The sequence below is a fragment of the Vreelandella halophytica genome, from assembly GCF_968193635.1.
This window is the reverse complement of the sequence record NZ_OZ309107.1, coordinates 1,381,135-1,402,595: the sequence shown is the minus strand read 5'-3', so window position 1 is coordinate 1,402,595 and position 21,461 is coordinate 1,381,135. Positions and strand designations below refer to the sequence as shown.

The 21,461-nt window shown below is 62.7% G+C and carries 18 protein-coding genes; 8 read left to right on the top strand and 10 right to left on the bottom strand.

The window, feature by feature from the left end; genetic code table 11:
* The first annotated feature begins 50 nt into the window (after positions 1-50).
* From ACWHXT_RS06595 to ACWHXT_RS06565, 7 genes are all read left to right on the top strand, one after another.
* Positions 51-1,016: a carbohydrate kinase family protein gene (locus ACWHXT_RS06595; protein ID WP_447957675.1), complete on the top strand. Its 966-nt coding sequence runs from the start codon at positions 51-53 to the stop codon at positions 1,014-1,016.
* Positions 1,017-1,099: 83 nt separating this feature from the next.
* On the top strand, positions 1,100-1,813 hold the full coding sequence (locus ACWHXT_RS06590) for a FadR/GntR family transcriptional regulator (protein ID WP_447957674.1): 714 nt from the start codon (positions 1,100-1,102) through the stop codon (positions 1,811-1,813).
* A gap of 43 nt (positions 1,814-1,856) precedes the next feature.
* A complete protein-coding gene (gene dgoD, locus ACWHXT_RS06585) occupies positions 1,857-3,005 on the top strand; it encodes a galactonate dehydratase (protein WP_447957673.1) in 1,149 nt (382 codons plus the stop codon).
* A 20-nt stretch (positions 3,006-3,025) separates the two neighbouring features.
* Positions 3,026-3,991, top strand: a complete 966-nt coding sequence (locus ACWHXT_RS06580; protein WP_447957672.1) for a 2-dehydro-3-deoxygalactonokinase — start codon at positions 3,026-3,028, stop codon at positions 3,989-3,991.
* Positions 3,992-4,004: 13 nt separating this feature from the next.
* Entirely contained in the window at positions 4,005-4,619 is a 615-nt protein-coding gene (locus ACWHXT_RS06575) for a 2-dehydro-3-deoxy-6-phosphogalactonate aldolase (protein WP_447957671.1), read from the top strand.
* Complete coding sequence (locus tag ACWHXT_RS06570; RefSeq protein ID WP_447957670.1) at positions 4,612-5,493, top strand: SMP-30/gluconolactonase/LRE family protein; 882 nt, start codon at positions 4,612-4,614, stop codon at positions 5,491-5,493. Before ACWHXT_RS06575 ends, ACWHXT_RS06570 begins: the two co-directional genes overlap by 8 nt.
* A 71-nt stretch (positions 5,494-5,564) precedes the next feature.
* Positions 5,565-6,185 (top strand): TetR/AcrR family transcriptional regulator, encoded by a 621-nt coding sequence (locus ACWHXT_RS06565; protein WP_447957669.1) that lies wholly within the window; start codon positions 5,565-5,567, stop codon positions 6,183-6,185.
* Positions 6,186-6,245: 60 nt separating this feature from the next.
* Here ACWHXT_RS06565 and ACWHXT_RS06560 read toward each other — a convergent pair whose 3' ends face one another.
* From ACWHXT_RS06560 to zwf, 5 genes are all read right to left on the bottom strand, one after another.
* Entirely contained in the window at positions 6,246-7,037 is a 792-nt protein-coding gene (locus tag ACWHXT_RS06560) for an SDR family NAD(P)-dependent oxidoreductase (RefSeq protein WP_447928665.1), read from the bottom strand.
* Between the two features lie 166 nt (positions 7,038-7,203).
* Positions 7,204-8,802 (bottom strand): solute:sodium symporter family transporter, encoded by a 1,599-nt coding sequence (locus ACWHXT_RS06555; protein ID WP_447958014.1) that lies wholly within the window; start codon positions 8,800-8,802, stop codon positions 7,204-7,206.
* 208 nt (positions 8,803-9,010) lie between these two features.
* The gene (locus tag ACWHXT_RS06550; protein ID WP_447528412.1) at positions 9,011-9,673 is read right to left on the bottom strand and encodes a bifunctional 4-hydroxy-2-oxoglutarate aldolase/2-dehydro-3-deoxy-phosphogluconate aldolase; all 663 of its coding nucleotides are present in this window, start codon (positions 9,671-9,673) and stop codon (positions 9,011-9,013) included.
* Between the two features lie 47 nt (positions 9,674-9,720).
* On the bottom strand, positions 9,721-10,386 hold the full coding sequence (pgl, locus tag ACWHXT_RS06545; RefSeq protein ID WP_447957668.1) for a 6-phosphogluconolactonase: 666 nt from the start codon (positions 10,384-10,386) through the stop codon (positions 9,721-9,723).
* 1 nt (position 10,387) lies between these two features.
* A complete protein-coding gene (gene zwf, locus ACWHXT_RS06540; RefSeq protein WP_447928662.1) occupies positions 10,388-11,881 on the bottom strand; it encodes a glucose-6-phosphate dehydrogenase in 1,494 nt (497 codons plus the stop codon).
* Between the two features lie 250 nt (positions 11,882-12,131).
* Here zwf and ACWHXT_RS06535 point away from each other — a divergent pair, with 250 nt between their 5' ends.
* On the top strand, positions 12,132-13,622 hold the full coding sequence (locus tag ACWHXT_RS06535; protein WP_447895690.1) for a TrkH family potassium uptake protein: 1,491 nt from the start codon (positions 12,132-12,134) through the stop codon (positions 13,620-13,622).
* Positions 13,623-13,624: 2 nt separating this feature from the next.
* On the opposite strand, the gene ACWHXT_RS06530 is transcribed toward ACWHXT_RS06535, so the two are convergent.
* The 5 genes from ACWHXT_RS06530 to kdpA are packed head-to-tail and all read right to left on the bottom strand — an operon-like array spanning position 13,625 to position 21,452.
* Positions 13,625-14,344 (bottom strand): response regulator, encoded by a 720-nt coding sequence (locus ACWHXT_RS06530; RefSeq protein ID WP_447957667.1) that lies wholly within the window; start codon positions 14,342-14,344, stop codon positions 13,625-13,627.
* Positions 14,334-17,012, bottom strand: coding sequence for an ATP-binding protein (locus tag ACWHXT_RS06525; protein ID WP_447957666.1), 2,679 nt, complete (start codon positions 17,010-17,012; stop codon positions 14,334-14,336). The genes ACWHXT_RS06530 and ACWHXT_RS06525 overlap by 11 nt, the downstream gene beginning before the upstream one ends.
* Positions 17,013-17,016: 4 nt before the next feature.
* On the bottom strand, positions 17,017-17,703 hold the full coding sequence (kdpC, locus tag ACWHXT_RS06520; RefSeq protein ID WP_447957665.1) for a potassium-transporting ATPase subunit KdpC: 687 nt from the start codon (positions 17,701-17,703) through the stop codon (positions 17,017-17,019).
* 10 nt (positions 17,704-17,713) lie between these two features.
* Complete coding sequence (gene kdpB, locus ACWHXT_RS06515) at positions 17,714-19,750, bottom strand: potassium-transporting ATPase subunit KdpB (RefSeq protein ID WP_447957664.1); 2,037 nt, start codon at positions 19,748-19,750, stop codon at positions 17,714-17,716.
* A gap of 10 nt (positions 19,751-19,760) precedes the next feature.
* The gene (gene kdpA, locus ACWHXT_RS06510; RefSeq protein WP_447957663.1) at positions 19,761-21,452 is read right to left on the bottom strand and encodes a potassium-transporting ATPase subunit KdpA; all 1,692 of its coding nucleotides are present in this window, start codon (positions 21,450-21,452) and stop codon (positions 19,761-19,763) included.
* Between the last annotated feature and the right edge of the window lie 9 nt (positions 21,453-21,461).

The following is a 21,461-nucleotide window of genomic DNA, read 5'->3' as shown; positions in this document are numbered from 1 at the left end:
ACTGGCGTATACAAAACAATGAGCGCGAGCACGCGCAAAAGGAGGTGTGCATGACCCCGGTCGTTACCTTTGGCGAGGCCCTGGTCGATATGCTCTCGAGCCGGCTGGGCGATGAAGCCGGCCCGGAAACCTTCACGCCCTACGCCGGCGGGGCGCCGGCCAACGTGGCGGTGGCCTGCGCCAGGCTGGGCGTGCCCAGCCGGTTTTTGGGCATGGTGGGCGACGACCGCTTCGGGCGCTTTCTCGTCGATGAACTCCGGCGCCACGGCGTCGATACCCAGGGCGTGGTGTTTACCCAGCAGGCGCGCACCGCACTGGCGTTCGTTTCCCGCGACGCGCACGGTGAGCGCACCTTCGATTTCTACCGCCCGCCGGCGGCGGACCTTCTCTACCGAACCGCGCACCTGCCCCAGAACACTTTTTCGGCACCGCTCATCTGGCACGTATGCAGCAACAGCCTGACCGAGGAAGGCATCTTCGATACGACGCTTGCGCTAACGCGCATGGCCCAAAAGGCGGGTGCGCTGGTCAGCGTGGACGCCAATTTGCGCCACAATCTGTGGCCCGAGGGCAGCGCCTCGCCCCACCGCGTCACCGCGCTTTTGGAGCTGGCGGCCCTGATCAAGGTATCCCAGGAAGAGCTCGACTACCTGCGCGGCGCTGACAGCGAAGAGGCCTGGCTTGCCGAGCGTTTGAACGCGGGTGCCAAGGCCATACTGATCACCGACGGGCCCAACGACGTGCGCCTTAAAACGGCGACGCTCGCGCAGCGCATCACCCCGCCCCGCGTCAAAGCGGTGGATACCACCGCCGGCGGCGACGCCTTCATGGGGGGCTTTATGGCCTGCGTGAGCCAGGCGATGAGCGACGAGCCCGCCTCCCTCAAAATACTCGAAAGCGCGGACTTTCTTGAGCGCGCCGTGCGCCTGGCCTGTCGCTGTGGTGCCCACGCGGTGACCCGCCCTGGTGCCTACGCCGCCCTACCGACCCGCCAGGATATAGAGGGTTTGGACTAGACCAACGTCGGCTTGTCTTAATGTCAGACATTTAATAAGCTCCTTCACAACGGCCTATTTCGCGTTGTGAAGGAGCTTTTTTAATGCCGCTTGACGCCCTACCCGCGCACTCCGGCGACGCCGACGACTTGGCAAGACTGCTTGCCCAGGCGCTTTTGAGCGGGCATTGGCAGCCCGGCGAGACGTTTCCCAAAGAGCTCGATATCGCAAAGCACTTTGCCATTAGCCGCAACCAGGTGCGTACCGCCCTGGCCCGGCTGACCGCCACCGGCCTTTTGACCCGCACCGCCGGGCGCGGGAGCGTGGTTCGCGCCATCGACGAGTGGCACCTTCTCGACCCCGCGATGAGCGCGTGGATGACCGGGCTGACCCGGCTCGACCCGCAGCTGATTCGCGCCATTTATGCTTTTCGCCTCTCGGCGGAGCCGGTCGTTTCGGCGCTTGCCGCCCAAAAGGCGGGGCCTGAGGATATTCACCGCCTCACCCAGGCCTTTGAAGGCATGCAGCAGAGCGCGCAGGAAGACCGCGCCCGCCACGCCGAGTTCGACGTGCAGTTTCACGACGCCATTTATAACGCCAGCCACAACCTGGTGTGGCGGCAAATGGGCCACCTGCTGCGTCCCTGCATCATGGCGCTGGTGCAAGGCTCTCAACACCAGCTGACCACGCTTAACGACAGCTTAAAGCGCCACGCGCGGCTGTTCGAGGCCATAAAGGCCGGTGACGCCGAGGCGGCCAGCGCCGCGGCGCACCAAGTGCTTGAGCGCACGGCCCAGGACCTGGGCCTGGCCGATTAGCCTCGGGCCATGAGCCCCCAACCGTTTTTTAAAGGAGCACAGTATGAAGATCACCCGGCTTAAAACCTGGCAGGTACCGCCCCGCTGGCTGTTTTTAAAAATCGAAACCGACGAAGGCGTGTACGGCTGGGGGGAGCCGGTGATCGAGGGGCGCGCCGCTACCGTCGAGGCCGCCGTGCATGAGCTTTCCGACTACCTGATCGGTGAAGACCCGCACCGCATCGAGCACCTTTGGAACACGCTTTACCGCGCGGGCTTCTACCGCGGTGGGCCGATTCTGATGAGCGCCATCGCCGGTATCGACCAGGCGCTTTGGGATTTGAAAGGCCGCGACCTGGGCGTGCCGGTTCACCAATTGCTGGGCGGCGCGGTGCGCGACAAAATGCGTATGTACGCCTGGACCGGCGGCGACCGCCCTGCTGATGTCGGCGCCGGAGCTCGCGCGCTGGTCGACAAGGGCTTTACCGCGTTCAAAATGAACGGCACCCCGGAGATGCAGATCGTCGACTCGCACAAAAAGATCGACGAGGCGGTGGCGCGCGTTTCCGAGGCCCGCGAGGCGGTCGGGCCGGATGTCGGCATCGGCATCGACTTCCACGGCCGGGTGCATCGCCCCATGGCCAAGGCACTTTTGCGCGAGCTCGAGCCCTTCCACCCGATGTTCGTCGAAGAGCCGGTCGCCCCGGAGCACCTGCCCTGCCTGAAAGAGATCGCCGGCGGGCTAGGCTACCCTTTGGCCACCGGCGAGCGGCTGCACACCCGCTTTCAGTTTCGCGACCTGTTACAGGACGGCATGATCGATATCGTCCAGCCGGATATCTCCCACTGCGGCGGCATCAGCGAGGGTCTCAAGATCGCCGCCCTCGCCTCGGCCTACGACGTGGCACTCGCCCCGCACTGCCCGCTCGGCCCGCTCACGCTGGCCGCCTCGCTCCAGCTGGATGCGGTGAGTCACAACGCCTTCATCCAGGAGCAGAGCATGGGCATTCACTACAATCAGGGCAACGACGTGCTCGACTACCTGGTGGATAAAAGTGCGCTTTCCATCGAGGACGGCTTCTGCGCCATCCCCCAAGGGCCGGGGCTCGGCGTGGAGATCAACGAAGCCTTCGTCGAAGAGCGCGCCCAAACCGGCCACCGCTGGCGCAACCCGGTGTGGCACCACGAAGATGGCTCCATTGCCGAGTGGTGAGCGAAGACCAGGAGGTTTGCGTGAAAGACGATATTCAGCATGTTCGCCAACGACTCGACTGGATCGCCGCGGACTGGGGCTCATCCAATCTACGCGTCTGGGCGATGGACCAAAACGACCAGGTGATCGCCCAGGACAAGAGCGACAAGGGCATGCTCGCCCTTTCAAGTAACGAATACGAAAGCGAGCTTTATCGCCTGGTCACGCCTTGGCTTGCCGAAAAAAAGGTGGATGTTCTGGTGTGCGGCATGGCCGGCGCCCGCCAGGGCTGGCGGGAGGCAGCGTACCTGGCCCTACCCGCAGCGCTTGACCGGCTAAGCCAAGGGGCGGTTCACCCACCGCTCGATAACCAAGCGCTCCGGGTTCACTTATTACCCGGGGTAAGCCAGCGCCAAACGAGCGAAGGGTTCGATGTAATGCGCGGCGAGGAGACCCAGCTTGCCGGTCTTGTCGCCGACACCCCCGGGTTCGATGGCCTGGCCTGCCTGCCCGGCACCCACGCCAAATGGGCGCGGCTGGAAAACGGCGCGCTGACCCGCTTCGCGACGTTTCTCACCGGCGAGCTTTATGAGCTGCTGGCGCGCCAGTCGGTCCTGCGCCACTCCATTGGCGAGGACGAAAACGATAAGACCTCGAACGCTGCCTTCCAGAACGCGGTGCGCGAAAGCTTCCAAACTCCGGCGCGCTTTAGCAGCCAGCTTTTCAGGTTGCGCGCCCAGGACCTGCTCGATTCATCGCTGCCCCAGGGCGTGCGGCGTAAAAGCGTGCTCGCCGCCAGGCTATCCGGGCTTGTGATCGGGCTCGAGCTTGCCGGGGCGGCGGCGCTTACGCGAGAGGGAGAAAGCGTCACCTTGATCGGCGGCCAGGCGCTGACTCGGCGCTACGGCCTGGCGCTCGATGCCATCGAGCGCCCTTACCAGATTTTCGACGGCGACACCGCGGTGATCAAGGGCCTGAGCCTGGCCCGCCGCTCGCTGACCGCTTGAACAGGAGATTGCCATGACGCTGCCCTTGATCGGCATTTTACGCGGCGTAACCCCCGCCGAAGTGGGCCCTATCGCCCAGGCGTTGATCGACGCGGGTATCACCCGCATCGAGGTGCCGCTGAACTCGCCAAAGCCGCTTGCCAGCATCGCGTACCTGGCCGAGCATTTCGGCGACCAGGCGCTGATCGGCGCAGGCACGGTGCTCACCCCCCAACAGGTGCGGGATGTGCACGCCGCCGGCGGGCGCTTGATCGTTTCGCCCAACTGCCGCCCGGCGGTCATCGAAGAAACCGCCCGGCTCGAAATGCAGAGCTGGCCGGGCATCGTCACCCCGTCTGAGGCGTTCGACGCCTTGGACGCCGGCGCCACCGGCTTGAAGCTCTTCCCCGCCGTGCAGGTCGGCATCGCGGGTATGAAAGCGGTGTGCGCGGTGCTGCCCCCGGGCACGCTGCTGTACGCGGTGGGCGGCATCGGCGAGGAGAACTTCGGGGAGTGGCGCCTTGGGGGCATCGATGGCGCGGGCCTGGGCAGTGCACTCTACAAACCCGAACAGAGCGCTGATCAGGTGGCCCGCCAGGCCGCCGCGCTAGTCAGCGCCTGGCAAGCGGCAGGAGGTGAGCATGGTTGATTCGATCCCGGCCAGGCTTGCCGTCGACTGCCGCTGCGAGCTGGGCGAAGGCCCTCAGTGGCAGGCGGCAAGCGGGCGTCTTTACTGGTGCGATATCCTCGGCCACACGCTTCACTGGCTGGAGCCCGAAACGGCCATCCACGAAAGCGTGGCTCTGGAACGCATGGTCTCCTGCGCCGCGCCGACCGAAGACGCCCGGCTACTGCTGGTCGGCGAAAACCGCCTGACGCTGTTCGACCCGGCCTCCAGGACCCAAACGCCGTTTTGCGATTTCGAAGCGGACAACCCGGTGACCCGCAGCAACGACGCCCGGGTCGACCGCCACGGCAGCCTTTGGCTTTCCACCATGGGCAAAAACGCCGAACCCGGTGCGGGCAGCCTCTACCGCCTGCACCGCGGCAAGCTCCACACCCTTCGCACCGACTTGACGATCCCCAACGCGATCTGTTTTTCGCCGGAAGGCGATACGGCCTACTTCGCCGACACGCCCACCGGCGTGGTGGTGCGCTGGGCGCTGGATGAGCAAGGCTTTCCCATCGGCGCCCCGGTGCCTTTCGCGGATTTCTCTCAGCTTGATGGCAACCCGGACGGCGCAGTGATCGACGAAGAAGGCCTGATGTGGCTTGCGCTTTGGGGCGCGGGCAAGGTCGTGCGCCTGGACAAGCGCGGCCAAATCGTCGCCCACATCACCCTTCCCGTCGACCAGCCCTCCTGCCCCGCCTTCGGCGGTGCGGCGCTTAAAACGCTCTATATCACCACCGCCCGCGAGGGACTGAGTGACGCCGAACTTGCCGCCACGCCAAAGGCAGGTTCGCTATTCGAAGGGAAGCCAGATATCGCCGGGCTCGGTGAGCCGCCCATCCAATTAGCTTAGCCAATGTTGCAGAATCGCCAAAAGCGTCGAAAATGGGCCAAAAGCAGAAACGACGATAAGGCGAGGTAGTTTTGCAAACCAAAGCAGGCAATACCCAGGAGCGAGGCAGGATAAGACGGCAGCGGCTATTAAAAACGGCCGAGTCGCTTTTGAACGATCAGGCCATGGATACACTCACCTTGAGCCAAGTCGCCGAAGCGGCGAGTATACCCAAAGCGTCGGCGTATCATTTCTACAAAGATATTAACGACCTGTACGGCGATCTTTATGTCTGTTTGTCACAGCAGCTGGAAAACGTGATAGCCACCTGCGAGCTTCAAAACGCGAACGAGTGGTCGGACGTGCTTTCGCAGTGCATTCAGATCGGCGCCACCTGGGTCGACCAATCGACCAGCCGACGACAACTCATGTGGAACGGCAACGCCCCGTTCTCCATTCGCCAGGCAGGCCGCGCTGCCGACTTCCGGCTGGGAAACGTTGTCCTGAACCGACTACGAGAACAATTTGTAATCCCCGATGCGCCCCAACTGAGCGAACGCTTTTTCCGCGGCATGCAGATTGCCGATTTGTTCTTCACACTCAGCCTACTCGAAGAGCGAGTGCTTACCCGGTCCATGATCACCGAAGCATGCCATGGCACCGTTGGCTACATGAAGCAGCACCTGCCCTGCGCCCTCGCTAAACACGCATAGCCCAAGCCTACCTGCCCTTTAGAAAATCTGGCCGCGCAAAGCGCGGCCGAAACACAGGATTTAAAGCTTCAACGTCTGCAGGCAAGTAGCCGTTGCACCGCCGTCGATGCTAAAGACCGATCCGTTGATCAGCGAGGCACGATCCGACGCCAAAAAGCAGCATAGATCAGCGACTTCCGAGGGGTCTCCTGCGCGCTGGAGCGGCGTATCCGAAGTAACGAGTTCGTAGGCGCCCTCGAGCGAAAGACTCTCCCGCTCCATGACTGGCTGCATCTCCTCGTCTGCCATGGGCGTGCGAATCCAACCCGGGCAAATGGCGTTGGTGCATACGCCCTGAGGACCAAAATCGACGGCCAGCGAGCGCATCAGACCAATCAAGGCATGCTTTGCCGTGACGTAACCGCAGGTCGATGGCATCGCTTGAAGACCGGCCAGCGACGACATGATGACGAACTTGCCTTTACGCTCGATGAGCGCGGGCATGGCGGCCTTCGCCGTAATAAACGCGGTATCCAGGTTAGCGGTCATTTCAAGACGCCATGCATCCTCTGAAAGTTCGAGCGCATTACCTACCTGCACCGTTCCCGCACAGGCAATGACCGCATCCAGTCCACCGAACGTCTCTGTGGCCTTGGCGACGATGGCATTCATGCTGTCGAGAGAAGATGCATCCGCCGCCATGTATATAACGGATTCAGGCGCGTCGAGCTCTTTGGCGACCTGCTCGAGCGCTTCGTGGCGAAGATCCGTCAGTACCACTTTACCGCCTTCAGCGAGAACCTGCTTGGCGACCGCGCGACCGATGCCGGCGCCTGCGCCGCCGGTGACTAGCACTACTTTATCTTTAAGCATGATTAAACACCGCCTCATTGATCAAAACTCGACTGTATTCGGTTTTCGATCCAATGAAAAGGCAAGATGTCACTTTGTTGCCTGGGCTCAGCTGGACGGCAATAAAAAAGCCCGGTGGATTGCACCGGGCGATTCAAGCGTTCAAGAGAGGTGAATAGCGCTACAGTTACCCCCCGGCAAAGCTTATGTACATCACGATCACCAGGATCACCAGCACCGCGCCGACGGGCACCGCGCCTTTCCAGGGGGTCAGGTCGACATCTCCCGTATCCTGCTGTACCCAGTCGGTTTCCCGGGGGCGCAGCTTGCCGATGACCAGCATCATGACCACCAGCAGCGCAAACACCAGCGCGACGAAGTGGAACTCGTGCATCACTTCGGGCAGCAGCGTGAACGGCGGCACGAAGTAGCCCGCAGAGATCATCAAGCAGCCGCCGACCAGCGCGATCTTGGCGGCCATGGGCGGTACACGCTTGGTGAGAAGCCCGACGATGACCACCGCCAGAATCGGGATGAAGTAGATGGCGTTCATCTTCTGCAGATAGCCGAACAGGCTCTCCTGGCCTGCGAGCAGCGGCGCGATGATCATGGTGAGTATCGCCATGATCCAGCCGAATACCTTGCCGGATTTCACCACCTGCTCTTCATTCGCGTCCGGATTCAGTACGCCCTTGTAGATGCCCAGGCTGAAGATCGTGGTGGTACTGTTCAATGCCGAGTTGAACGACGAGAGGATCGCGCCGACCATCACCGCGGCGAAAAAGCCCGTAAGGTACGGCGGCAACACGTTGAAGACCAGGTGGCCGTAGGCCTCGTCGGCGCGCACGCCGTCATCGAAGTAAAGGTGGTAGGCGATGATGCCGGGCAGCACGAGATACAGCGGGCCGAGCAGTTTGAAAAAGCCGGTGAGCAGCACGCCTTTTTGGCCTTCCGCCAGGTTCTTGGCGGCGAAGGTGCGCTGGATGATCTGCTGGTTGGTGCTCCAGTAGAAAAGATTGATCAGGAAAACGCCGGTGAACAGCGTGAAAAACGGCACCTGCTGCTCGTCGCCGCCGATGGAGTTGAACTGCTCCGGGTTGGAATCCTTGAGGATGCTCCAGCCTTCCATCACCCCGGTGCCGTCGCTGACCGCCTGCAGGCCGAAGTAGACGATGACGAAGCCGCCGATCAAAAGCCCCGCGCCGTTCAGCGTGTCCGACACCGCGACGGTACGCAAGCCCCCAAACAGGGCGTAAATCGCGCCGATGATGCCGACGATCCATACGGTGAGCCACAAGAGCGTCGTCGAGGAGTCGATACCGGTCAACCCTTGAAGGTCGAGCATACCCTGCAAACCGATGGCACCGGAGTAGAGAATGATCGGTAGCAAAATCACCGCGTAGGCGATCAAAAAGATCACGTTGGTGATCAGCTGGGTGGTTTTATCGAAGCGAATCTCCAAAAGCTGAGGAAGCGTGGCGATACCGCTTTTCAAAAAGCGCGGCAAGAAGAACAGCGCCAGCGCCACCAGGGCGATGACCGCCACCACTTCCCAGGCCATGACGCTCAGGCCGTCGGCGAAAGCCGACCCGTTGAGGCCGACCATCTGCTCGGTGGAGAGGTTGGTCATCAACAGCGAACCGGCAATCAGCGGGAAGGTCAGGCTACGCCCGGCCAGAAAATAGCCGCTGGTGCTGGAGTGATCGTCGCGGCGGGTAATCCGCCAGGTAACAAGCGCGACCAAACCTGTAAAAAACAGGAAGGACGCCAGGGTCAGCAGGTGCATGCTCGCCTCCGGGTTGCACGCGCCTCGATAGCGCGCGGATATGTCAGACAATTAAAACGCTCATTTTAATCGCCGCGCCCCGGCTGGGTAATCCACCTTTGGTAGTAGCACGCTAGGCACTATTACCCGCTTTTTCAGCCCCCGTGCCCACAAAAAGCCCAGGCCAACGAGCGGCCTGGGCTTGAGGGTCTTTTTAACTGGCGAACGCTTAGTGGTGGAAGCGCTCCGCGGCTTCCTGGGCGAGCTTTTTGATGCCGTCCCAATCTTCGGCGTCGACCATGGCCTTGGGCGTCAGCCAGCTGCCGCCCACGCACATAACGTTAGGCAGCTTCAAATACTCGTCTGCGTTATCCAGGGTGATGCCGCCGGTCGGGCAGAAACGTGCATCCCCCAGCGGCCCGCCGATCGCCTTGATCGCTTTGGAGCCGCCGCTGGATTCCGCGGGGAAGAACTTGAAGCGCCGGTAGCCGTACTGCCAGCCGGTCATTAGTTCGGACACGGTGGAAACGCCGGGCAGCATGGGCACCGGGCTTTCGACGCCATAGCGGTAGAGCGCCTCGGTGGTGCCGGGGGTGACGACGAAATCGGCACCGACCTCTTCGGCCTGGCGGTACTGGGCGGGGGTGAGCACGGTACCCACGCCGATGCTGGCGCCGGTCAGCTCTTTCTTCATGCGCTTGATGGCCTCAAGCGCGCAGTCGGTGCGTAGCGTCACTTCCAGCACATTGATACCGCCTTCGATCAGCGCGCGGCCCATGGGTACGGCGTCTTCCAGCCGGTCGATGGTGATGACCGGTATGACTTCGGCTTTCAAGCAAATACTGTCGAGTTCTGCGGTGCGGCTGGAGGGGAGCTGTTTATCGATCGTCATTGTGGTGTTTCTCCAGTTAACTGATGGGGGCGCTTAAGTAAAAAACCCTAAGGGGCCCAATAAATGGCCAGGGGGCAGCTCAAGAAGGCGCGGATAGGGAGCGTGCGAACATCGTCGCCGCCCAGGGCGCGGCCGAGTACGGCGCGCTTGTCCTCGCCGGTAATATGCAGAAAGTGGCGGCGCGCCTGGTGCAGGCGGTTCGCGCTGAACGTGATGCGCGGCTGGGGCTGGCTTGGCGTGCGTACGGCCAGCAGAGCCTCGTCGGTGGCAAGCGCCAGGCCAAGCTCCGGGCTATCCGGGAAAAGCGAGGCGGTGTGTCCGTCGCTGCCCATTCCCAGAATGACCACGCTTGCCGGCCAGGCAAGCGCTTCGGTACGCCGCGCGACGTCTTCCACGCCCTGCTCCGGTGTCTCGGCGCTAGCGGTCAAAGGGATGAAGTCGGCGTTGGCCGCCTCCCCCACCAGCAGGTTTTCGCGCACGAGTTTGGCGTTGCTGTCACTGCTTTGGGCGTCGACCCAGCGCTCGTCGGCAAGCGTCACCTGTACGCGCTGCCAGGGCAGCGGTTTGGCCGCCAGTGCTTTGAAGAAAGGCACCGGGGTGGAGCCGCCGGATACGACCAGCAGCACCTTTTCCTGCTGGGCCAGGTCGCTTTCGAGCGCCTGAAAAACCGCTTCGGCCAGTTGCTCGGCAAGGGCGTTGCGTACGTTGCTCATCCTAGTAGTCCTCGTACCAGCTGCGGCCATCCTGGGTAATCATGGCAATGGATGCCACCGGCCCCCAGGAACCAGCGGGGTAGCGCCGGGGCGGCGTTTCGCGGGTTTTCCAGCCGTCGATCAGTTGATCACACCAGCGCCAGGCGAACTCGACTTCATCCCGGCGCACGAACAGATACTGCTGGCCTTTCATGACTTCCAGCAGCAGCCGCTCGTAGGCATCCGGAATACGCGACTTCGGAAAGGCGCTGTTGAAATCCAGGTGCAGCGGGCCCTGGCGCAGGCGCATGCCTTTATCCAGGCCGCTGTCCTTGGTCAGCACTTGTAGCGCGATGCCCTCTTCCGGCTGCAGGCGAATGATCAGCTTGTTGGAGGCGATGTCGCGCTGGTCCGGGTCGAAAATGTAGTGCGGCTGCTGGCGAAAGTGAATGACGATTTGCGAGAGTTTCTCCGGCATGCGTTTGCCGGTGCGCAGGTAGAACGGCACGCCGGCCCAGCGCCAGTTGCTCACTTCGGTTTTCATGGCAACGAAGGTTTCGGTGTGGCTGTCGGTATTGGCGCCCTCTTCGTCCAGGTAGCCCGGCACCGACTGGCCGTCGCTGGTGCCGCCGATATATTGCCCGCGTACCACGTCGCGCCCCAGCGCCTCGCCGGTGAAGGGTTTGAGCGCCTTGAGCACTTTTACTTTTTCATCGCGGATGGCGTCGGCGTCCAGATTCGACGGCGGGTCCATGGCGATCAGGCATAAAAGCTGGAGCAGGTGGTTTTGCACCATGTCGCGGAGCTGGCCGGCATCGTCGAAGTAGCCCCAGCGCCCTTCGATGCCGACCTTTTCGGCCACGGTGATCTCCACATGCGAAATGTGGTTTTGATTCCACTGGGTGCCGAACAGCGGATTAGCAAAGCGCAGCGCAATCAGGTTCTGCACCGTCTCCTTACCCAGGTAGTGATCGATACGGTAGACGCGCTCTTCCGGGAACACCGCGCCGATGGCATCGTTGACCTCTTTGGAGGACGCCAGGTCGTAGCCGATGGGCTTTTCCACCACCACGCGGGTGTCGTCGTCGAGACTTTCGCTCTCTGAAAGGTTATGGCAGATATCGCCATAGATACGCGCCGCCACGGAGAGATACACCACCATGGGGCGGTTCGCGCCTTCGCGCCAGGCCTTGATCGCGCTATAACCTTCCACGCTTTTGAAATCGAGCTGCAGGTATTCGAGCCGGTTCAGAAAGCGCTCGAGGCTTTGCGGGTCCTGCTCGTCGTCCTTGAGACGTTTTTGAAGCGCCTCCAAAACCAGCTCGCGAAAGCCGTCGGTGTCGTGCTCTTGCCGGGCAAGCCCCAGAATACGCGTGGCCTCGGGCATCAGCCCTTCGCGGTCCAGATGATAAAGGGCTAAAAAGAGCTTGCGCGTGGCAAGGTCTCCCAGCGCACCAAAAAGCGCCAGGTCGATCGCATGGTTCGGATCGCCTAAAGGGGATTGGGGCTGGCTCATCGTGACTCCTTGAATCCAGAGGCCGCTCAACGTTGTTGAATTACCTAAAATCTATCCGATGGCGGCCATGATACGCAATAAATTATGTAATTTTACTACCTAACGAAAATTTTTTACCCGCCACCCCTGAATACCGCGCGTGGCACCGTATGGCAACGCTCAGGGTAAAAAAGAACCGCGACTTTTTACGGATTTTTTATACCAGCCCATGATGAGATAAGCGCATCCTGCACCACAAGACGAGACGACCATGCTCCCTGCCACGATAAGCGTATTGAAGCAGCGCGACGTTAGCCGCCAATGGGGGCCGGTCATCAGAATTCTCGCGGTGATCTGGATGATTTTGGCGCTGTTCATGCTGCTGCCGCTTTGCGTACTGCTTTGGGAAAACGACCCGGACGCCCACGCCTTCCTGCTGGCGGTGCTGCTCGTCACCCTACCCGCGGGCCTTGGCCTGGCGGCCACCCGGGGCATCCCTATCGAGCTTAAACCCTGGCAGATGTTTGTGCTAACCGTGGCCAGCTGGGTCAGCGTGAGCGCCTTTGCAAGCCTTCCGCTCATATTGGGCGCCCCGCAAATGAGCGTGACCAACGCTATCTTCGAGTCGGTCTCGGCGATTACCACCACCGGCTCCACGGTGATGGTGGGCATCGAGCACTTATCCGATGGCCTCAAGCTTTGGCGCGGCCTCATGCAGTGGCTGGGCGGCATTGGCATCATCGTCATGGGCATCGCGATTCTGCCCTTTTTGAAAGTCGGCGGCATGCGCCTTTTTCATACCGAGTCCTCGGACTGGTCGGAGAAGGTCATGCCGCGCACTGGCGGCATCGCCAAGGCTACGCTGAGTATTTACGTGGGCCTGACGTTTCTGGCCATGGCAAGCTACTGGTTTGGCGGCATGGCGCCCATCGACGCCGTCGTCCACGCCATGACCTCGCTTGCCACCGGCGGCTTTGCCAATTCCGATGCCTCCTTCGGCGCCTACGCGCACATGCCCTGGCTTTTGTGGCTGGCAAGCTTTTTTATGTTGTGCGGTGCGCTGCCCTTCGTGCTGTATATCCGCTTTTTAGCCGGCGCCCCCGGCGCGCTTTGGCACGATCATCAGGTACGCGGGCTTTTAAAACTGCTGCTGGCGACCATTGTGCTGTTGAGCCTTTGGCGCATTGTTCACGGCGACCCCTGGTTTGCCTCGCTCACCCATGTCACGTTCAACGTGATCTCAGTGGTGACGACCACCGGCTACGCCTCGGACGACTACACGCTTTGGGGAACGCTGCCGGTCACCGCGTTTTTCTATCTGACCTTTATGGGCGGCTGCAGCGGCTCGACCAGCGGGGGCATGAAAATGTTCCGGTTTCAGATCGCCCTGCTGATGCTGCGCAACCAGCTCCGGTATTTGATTCACGCCAACGGTGTGTTTACCACGCGCTATAATCAGCAGCCGGTGACCAGCGACATCTCGCGAAGCGTGGTGGCGTTCTCGTTTTTCTTCTTGATCACGATCGCGGTGCTGGCGCTTTTGCTATCCACCCTCGGCCTTGATTTGGTCACCTCCGTCACCGGGGCCGCTACGGCGGTGGCCAACGTGGGCCCGGGCCTTGGTGATGTGATTGGCCCGGCGGGCAACTTCTATACCTTACCGAACGCGGCCAAATGGCTTTTATGCCTGGGCATGCTGCTGGGCCGCCTTGAGATACTCACCGTCGTGGTGCTGATGACACCGATGTTCTGGCGCCACTAACGTCAATGCGTCGGCGCGGGCTCCACCAGTAGCCGATACCCCACTCCGGCCTCGGTCTGCAAAAGCGCCGGGGCCTGGGGGTCGTCGCCGAGCTTTTGTCGCAGCCGGCTGATGACGATGCGCAGATAGTGCGTATCGTCCACGTGGGTCGGGCCCCATACCTCCTTGAGCAGTTGGGTCTGGGTCACGACGCGACCGGCATGGCGGCAAAGGCGCGCCACGACGGCAAACTCCTTACGAGTGAGGTGCACCGGCGCGTGGTTCAGCGTGACCCGGCGAAGCGTCAGGTCGATATCAAGCCCGTGGCCCGTGGTATAGCCACTGGCGGCGTCTTCGCCCTTCGCCCGGTGGGCCTGACGCTGCACGGCGCGAATACGAGCCAGAAGTTCCTGAATGCCGAACGGCTTGGTCACGTAGTCGTTGGCTCCCACGTCCAGGGCGCTCACCTTCTCGTCTTCCCGGTCGCGCACCGAGACCACGATCACCGGTACGCTGCTGTGCTCGCGAATACCGCGCAGAACCTCGTGGCCGTCCATGTCGGGCAAGCCCAGGTCAAGCAGTACTACGTCCGGTGCCTGGGTATACACCGCACCCAGCGCCTGCTCGCCGTTTTCCGCTTCCAGCACGGCGTAGCCCTGGGAGGCCAGGCTGATACGCAGAAAGCGCCGGATCTGGGGTTCGTCGTCGACGATCAGGATACGTCCGCTGGCGTCACTTTTCATCGGCTCTCCTTGACTCGGTGTCTTCCAGTGGCAGGGTGATAATGATGGCGGTGCCTTGGCCGTTCTCTGCGGTGTCGGCGCTGATGGTGCCGCCATGGGCGCCAATCATGCCCCGACAGATGGCCAATCCCAGGCCACTACCGTGAGCGCTGCGATCGCCGTCGCCACCACTGTAGAACATATCGAATACCTGCTCGCGCAGCTCCAGGGAGATACCCGGGCCCTGATCTTCGATGGTGATGACCAGCGTGGTCGGTTTGCCTTCGCGCAGGTGGGCCTTGATGTAAAGCTCCCCGCCCGGCGGTGAAAACCGCTGGGCGTTGTCCAGCACGTTGACCAGCGCTTGCTCGACCAGCGCCGGGTGAACGTACAAAAGCGGCAGCGACCCAAGCCACGACCGGCGCACCGTCACGTGCTTCATGGCATGTTCCAGGCGCTTGAGCGCTGCGTTGATTATGTCATCGAAGGAAACCCAGTCGCGCTCGATTTTCAGCGTACCGTGGCCCAGGCGCGTCATGTCCAGCAGGTTCTGGATATAGCGGTTGAGCCGTTCGCTCTCGGAGAGAATCCCGTCCAGCAGCTCACGCTGGTCACTGTCGCTCAGCTGGGGCTTGAGTTCGATCAACGAGCTGGTGGCGCCGATAATCGAGGCAAGCGGGGTGCGCAGGTCGTGAGACACCGACGAGAGTAGCGCCGAGCGCAGCCGCTCGTTCTCCTCCGAAACCCGCGTGGCACTCAGCTCGGCGACCAGCCGGGTGCGCTCCAGCGCCATGCTCAGCTGGCGCAGCAGCGTGTCCATCAGTGCTTCCTGCTCATGGCTTAGGGCCTTGGGGTTCTCCGCCAGTTTGAGGGCGAGCATGCCCAGGGTCTGCCCCTGCACCGTCAACGGCGTCAGCCGCCAAGCCTGATGACTAAGGGTCTGCGTGTCACGCCCGCTGGGCTTGTGGTGCTGCCAGCTCCATACCGCTGCCTGCCGGGCAGTGATATCGAGGTGCTCGGCGGCGGGCACCGCGTGCTTAACGCGCACTTCGCTGGCGCTCTCGGCGCTTTCAATGAACATCGTGGGCACCTTAAAGCAACTCACCAGCGTATCGACGCCCACCCGGGCAACGCCGGCGCTGTCGGTCGCCATGGAAAGCTGTTCGGCGTAGCGCAGCAGTAGTTGGGTCTGGTCGCGGCTCGCCCGCAGAGCCAGCAGGCGCTGGCGCCCGCGCCCGGCCAGTTGCCCCACCACCAGCGCCACCAGAAAGAACAGCACCACGGTCAATAGCTGTCCGCGCTCGACCATCGCAAAGGTCAGCCGCGGCTGGGTAAAGAAGAAGTTGAACACCAGAAATCCGGCCACGGCGCTGAGCATGGCCATGGTGGTACCTGCCCAGACGGCGCTGAACAGCACGGCGGCCAGAAACACCAGCGACAAGTTGGCAAGCTCCAACCAGGGTTCCAGCACCAGCGCCACGCCCAAAGAGGCCATGACGCCGACGCCGGTGGCAATGAACATTGAAGGGCGCAACCGCAGGGCAACCCGGCGTGGCGCCCGGTGGCCTCGGCGGCTTCCCTGGGCCACCACGACGATATCGAACGCCTCGCCCTGAGCCATCAGCCGCGTGGCTAGCGGGCGCGACCACCAGCGGCGCCCCGCTCCGCGCCCCACCACGATGGTGGTGGCGTTGATGGTACGGGCGTAATTGATAACTTCCGCCGACTGGCTTTGCCCTTGTAGGCGCAGCGAATCACCGCCTAACCGGGCCACCAGGCTGAAGGTGCGCTCGATGGCCAGCTGCTGCTCGGCGCTGTCGGCGCCCTTGTAGACATACACCGCGCGCCAGACGGCCAAGCGCCGTTCGGCCATGCGGTGGGACGCGCGCACCAGCGCGATATCGTTCTCATTACCGTTGACCACTACCACCAGGTGCGGCCTGACCGGCCAGGGCCCGGCACGCCCTCCGGCGTCCATGGCGACCTTGACATCGGCATCGACCCGCTCGGCCATGGTCTGGATGGCAAGCTCGCGAAGCGCGTGGAGGTTCGACTCACTGAAATAGCCCTCCATGGCGGCGCGGGCCTGCTCCGGGATGTAGACCTTGCCGCGCTTCAAGCGCTCGAGAAGCTCCACCGGGGTCAGATCGACCAGCGACACGTCCCGGGCGCGCTCAAGCAGTGCATCGGGCACGGTTTCACGCATCCGGATCCCGGTAATTCGGGCGACGTCATCATTGAGGCTCTCCAGGTGCTGGACATTGACCGTGGTCCATACGTCGATGCCCGCCGCCAAAAGCTCCTCGATATCCTGATAGCGTCTGGCGTGGCGGCTGCCGGGAATATTGCGATGGGCAAGCTCATCCACCAGCAAGATACCGGGGCGGCGCGCCAGGGCGGCGTCGATATCGAACTCGTGAAAGGTGCGACCGTGATGCTGCAAAGGCGCCAGCGCAATCCGCGCCAGGCCCTCACAAAGCGCTTCGGTGTCGCCGCGGCCATGGGACTCGACCACGCCGATCACGATGTCCTCGCCCTCCTCTTGTCGCTCGCGGGCGGTGCGCAGCATGGTGTAGGTCTTGCCAACCCCAGGCGCGGCGCCTAGAAAGACACGCAAGCAGCCGCGCGCCTCCCGGCGCGCGGCTTTGAGTAATGCATCGGGATCGGGCCGCTGATCCGCTGAATACATTGTGTCACTCCACGGTGTTGTTCGGGGTATCGTCGGTGGTTGCCGACAAGTCACTACCCGCGGCGATGGGGTAGCGCTCATCAAGGCCTGCGTTCAGGCGCAGCACGTTGACTACGGGCGCGCCCAGCCAGCCGGTATTTTCAAGGGCCGACGCGAGCAGCGCGGTCACGCTAGCTTCGTCGATTTGGCGCGCCTGCGCCACCCTTGCCACCTGAAGTCGGGCGGCCGCTGGCGAGATATGCGGGTCAATCCCTGAGCCGGAGGCGGTGATCAGATCGATTGGGATTTGATCGACACTCACGCCTTCCCGTTGGGCAATGGCGTTGGCATCCGCCTCGGCCCGCGCGCGCAGCGCTGCGTTGTCCGGCGCCAGGTTCGAACCGGCGGCCCCACCGGCATCGTTGTCCGCGGCGGACGGGCGGCCAATAAAGTACGCATCACCGACAAAGGTCTGACCGACAAGACGCGAGCCGATGACCCGCCCCTCGGCGTCGCGCATCAGGCTGCCTCCCGCCTGCTCGGGGAACAGCCAGCCGCCGACGGCGGTGGTGGCCAGCGGATAGGCAAGCCCCAGAAGCACGGCCATGACGGCCATGAAGCGCAGCGCGCTACTCCAGGAGGTAGGCACCTGACAGGTTTCTTCACTGGCCACGGGTGACGCTTTTTGCGCGACGTTCACGGCATTATTCATGGAAGTTCTCCTAAAGGAATAGAGCGATCAGCATGTCCAGTAGCTTGATGGCGGGAAACGGCAGCAGCAGCCCGCCCAGCCCATAGATCAGCAGGTTACGGCGTAAAAGCTCGGTGGCCGAGGCCGCCTTGACGGATACCCCGCGCAGGGCGAAAGGAATCAGCGCGGGTATGATCAAGGCGTTGAATGCCACCGCCGCCAGCACCGCCGTGGTGGGGGAATGCAGGTGCATCACGTCCAGCACGCCAAGCGCTGGAAGGCTGGCGGCAAACAGCGCCGGCAAAATGACGAAGTACTTGGCCACATCGTTGGCCAGCGAAAACGTGGTCAGCGCTCCCCGGGTCACCAGCAGCTGCTTGCCGATTTCCACTGCGTGGATCAGCTTGCCAGGGTCGGAGTCCAGATCCACCATGTTGGCGGCTTCACGAGCGGCCTGGGTGCCAGAATTCATCGCCAGACCAAGATCCGCCTGGGCAAGCGCGGGGGCGTCGTTGGTGCCGTCCCCTACCATGGCCACCAGACGACCGCTGGCCTGCTCTTCGCGAATCAATGCCAGTTTGCGCTCCGGGGTGGCCTCGGCAATGTAGTCGTCCACCCCGGCGGTGGCGGCAATGGCCGAGGCGGTGATCGGGTTGTCGCCGGTGATCATGATGGTTTTGATGCCCATGGCGCGCAGCTCGGCGAATTTCTGCGCGATACCGCTTTTGATCACATCCGACAGCGCCACCACGCCCAGCAGCTGCTTGCCTTCAGCCACGGCGATGGGCGTTGCGCCATCTCGGGAGATACGCTCGATGACCTGCTCGTAGTCGCCGGGGATCTCGCCGCCCTGCGCCTTGACCCAGGCGGCGATGGCGTTGGGTGCGCCCTTGCGAAGCGCACGCCCGCTTGTCAGATCCACCCCTGACAGCCGAGTTTCGGCGCTGAACGCCTCGAACGTGGCGCCCTCGGCCTCGTCACTGAGCGTGCGATCCACGCCCTGTTCGGTGGCTAGAGCGACAATCGAGCGCCCTTCCGGGGTCGGGTCTTCCAGCGACGTAAGAAACGCCACATCGCGAAGGCGCTGGCGTGATACCTGCCAACAGGGGGCAAACTCCGTAGCGCGTCGATCCCCCAGGGTGATGGTGCCGGTCTTGTCCAGCAGCAGCGTGTCGATACTGCCGGCGATCTCCACGGCCTTGCCGGACTTGGCTACCAGATTGGCGCGCAGGGCGCGCTCCATGCCGGCAATGCCGATAGCCGGCAGCAATCCGCCGATGGTGGTCGGTATCAGACACACCAGCAGTGCCACCAGCATGACCGGCGAGGTTTCTACACCGACGAAGGCGGCCATGGGAACCAGAGTGACCACCACGATCAGAAACACCAGGGTGAGCATCGCCAGCAGCACCGAGAGCGCAAGCTCCGAAGGCGTCTTCTGGCGGTTGGCGCTTTCCACCAGAGCAATCATGCGATCGAGCAGCGACTCACCGGGGTTGGCACTCACCTCGATGACCAGTTGATCCGACAGCACCTGGGTGCCCGCGCTAACGCCGCTGTTATCGGTACCGGCTTCACGCAGCACCGGCGCGGACTCGCCGGTCACCGCCGATTCGTTGATCGACGCCGCGCCTTCGACGATATCGCCATCGGCCGGGATCAGTTCGCCCGCGACCACGATGATGCGATCGCCCTTGCGCAACGACTCTGCGGTGACACTTCGAAGGGCGCCGTCGGCCTCAAGCTTTTTCGCCGAAAGCTCTGACTTGGTCTTGCGCAGTGCCCCGGCGTGCGCCTTGCCACGGGATTCCGCCAGCGACTCCGCGCCGGTGGCGAACAGCACCGTGGCCAGCAGCAGCAGCGCAATGCCCAGAGCAAAGCCACCGTTTTCCCCTTGCGCAAAGGCAACGGGGGTCAGCGCGAAGCACACCACGGTGCCGATGGCGACCACCGCCATGACCGGATTACGTGCCAAAAGGCGCGGCGCCAGGCCCTTGATTGCCCCGGTCACCACCTGAGCGTTAAGCGGCGAGCGACGCGGCTTGTTGGCTAACGGTATATCTGACATCTCGTTTCTCCTAGAAGCCCTGCGCGACGGCTTCGGCAATGGGACCCAGTACCAGCGCCGGCAAAAAACCCAGCAAATTGACAATCACGATCACCCCGGCGGTCAGCCCCAGGAAAGCGGCGCTATCCATGGGCAGCGACCCGCGCCCGGCGGGGGCGGTGCGCTTGCCGGCCAGCCACCCGGCCACGGCCAACGGCACCAGCATGGGCAGAAAACGGCCCACCAGCAGAGCGACGACACAGGCCAGATTCCACCAGGGCGTATCGTCGCCCAGCCCTTCGAAGCCGGAGCCGTTGTTGGCAAAGGCCGAGGTGAATTCGTAAAGCACCTGGGACAGGCCATGAAAGCCGGGATTCGAGGTCTGCGCGGCGCCCGGCATGGCGACCGTGAGCGCCGAGAGCCCCAAAATGACCAGCGGCTGGGCCAGAATTGCCAGTGAAATCCAGCGCATCTCGCGGGTTTCCAGGGGCTTGCCAAAAAGCTCCGGTGCTCGCCCGACCATCAGCGAGCCCACGAAGGCGGCCAGCATCAGGTAGAGCACGAAACCGATCAGCCCCACGCCCACGCCACCGAAGGTGACGTTCACGAACATGTCCATCAGCAGCATCATGCCGCCCAAGGGGTTGAAGCTATCGTGCATGGCGTTGACCGAGCCGTTGGAGGTCTGGGTCGTCCAGCTTGCCCAAAGCGCGGACAGGTCCGTGCCGAAACGCAGCTCCTTGCCCTCAAGATTGGCCCCGGGTTGGGAAAGCTCCACCAGGGCGGCGTTGGGCATGCGTTCGGAGTAGACCACCACCGAGGTGGAGACGAGCGAGAACGCCAGCATCACCACTCCGATCCCCAGCATGAGCCGCCGTCGACCGCTGATCACGGCAATGGCCAGCAGCAGCGCCACCGGAATCAGCGTCAATGAGGCGGTTTCGATCACGTTGGCAAGCGGCGTAGGGTTCTCAAGCGGCACGCTGGAGTTGGGCCCGTACCAGCCACCGCCGTTGGTTCCCAGCTGCTTGATGGCCACCATGGAGGCCACCGGCCCCAAGGGAATCGACTGCACATCGTCAACCTGGGCGTCCATCATTTGGATCTCAGGGGCTGGCTGATAGCTTGCCGGCACACCCTGCCAGGTAAGCAGCAGCGCCACCACGACGGCCAAAGGAAGCAGCACGCGGACCACGCTGCGGGTCAGGTCCTGGTAGTAATTGCCCACCCCTTTCAACGCTTCGGCGCCTCGGGTGGCCAGCAGCGTGCGCGCGATCGCTACCAGCACCGCAAGCCCCGTGGCCGGGGTGAGAAACTGAAGCGTCACGATCGCCAGCGTCTGGCTCAAATGTGAAAGCTGGGCCTGGCCTGAGTAATGCTGCTGGTTGGTGTTGGTGGCAAACGAGACCGCCGTATGCAGCGCGGTATCCCAGGGCATGCCAGCGATGCCATCCGGGTTTAGCGGCAGCACGCCCTGGAACATGAAGACCAGCCAGGCCATCAGTATCAGCCCCACGTGCAGCTTCATGATCGCCAGCGCATAGACGCGCCAGGTCATGCACTGCTGGCTATCAATATCCGCCAGGCGGTAGATAGGTGTTTCAATGACGGCGAACAGCGCATCCATCCGGGTTCGCTTGCTCTTAAGCGCTTGGCCCATGTAGAGCCCCAACGGCACGCCGAGCAGTGCCACCAGCGCGTAAATGGCGATCATGTCGTTCATGGCGATCTC

Coding starts and splice junctions, on each gene's coding strand:
- kdpC (WP_447957665.1), bottom strand. CDS start 17,703: ATGAATAATGCCGTGAACGTCGCGCAAAAAGCGTCACCCGTGGCCAGT.
- ACWHXT_RS06575 (WP_447957671.1), top strand. CDS start 4,005: ATGACGCTGCCCTTGATCGGCATTTTACGCGGCGTAACCCCCGCCGAA.
- ACWHXT_RS06590 (WP_447957674.1), top strand. CDS start 1,100: ATGCCGCTTGACGCCCTACCCGCGCACTCCGGCGACGCCGACGACTTG.
- ACWHXT_RS06530 (WP_447957667.1), bottom strand. CDS start 14,344: ATGAAAAGTGACGCCAGCGGACGTATCCTGATCGTCGACGACGAACCC.
- ACWHXT_RS06535 (WP_447895690.1), top strand. CDS start 12,132: ATGCTCCCTGCCACGATAAGCGTATTGAAGCAGCGCGACGTTAGCCGC.
- kdpB (WP_447957664.1), bottom strand. CDS start 19,750: ATGTCAGATATACCGTTAGCCAACAAGCCGCGTCGCTCGCCGCTTAAC.
- ACWHXT_RS06550 (WP_447528412.1), bottom strand. CDS start 9,673: ATGACGATCGATAAACAGCTCCCCTCCAGCCGCACCGCAGAACTCGAC.
- ACWHXT_RS06525 (WP_447957666.1), bottom strand. CDS start 17,012: ATGTATTCAGCGGATCAGCGGCCCGATCCCGATGCATTACTCAAAGCC.
- ACWHXT_RS06595 (WP_447957675.1), top strand. CDS start 51: ATGACCCCGGTCGTTACCTTTGGCGAGGCCCTGGTCGATATGCTCTCG.
- zwf (WP_447928662.1), bottom strand. CDS start 11,881: ATGAGCCAGCCCCAATCCCCTTTAGGCGATCCGAACCATGCGATCGAC.
- dgoD (WP_447957673.1), top strand. CDS start 1,857: ATGAAGATCACCCGGCTTAAAACCTGGCAGGTACCGCCCCGCTGGCTG.
- pgl (WP_447957668.1), bottom strand. CDS start 10,386: ATGAGCAACGTACGCAACGCCCTTGCCGAGCAACTGGCCGAAGCGGTT.
- kdpA (WP_447957663.1), bottom strand. CDS start 21,452: ATGAACGACATGATCGCCATTTACGCGCTGGTGGCACTGCTCGGCGTG.
- ACWHXT_RS06555 (WP_447958014.1), bottom strand. CDS start 8,802: ATGCACCTGCTGACCCTGGCGTCCTTCCTGTTTTTTACAGGTTTGGTC.
- ACWHXT_RS06570 (WP_447957670.1), top strand. CDS start 4,612: ATGGTTGATTCGATCCCGGCCAGGCTTGCCGTCGACTGCCGCTGCGAG.
- ACWHXT_RS06560 (WP_447928665.1), bottom strand. CDS start 7,037: ATGCTTAAAGATAAAGTAGTGCTAGTCACCGGCGGCGCAGGCGCCGGC.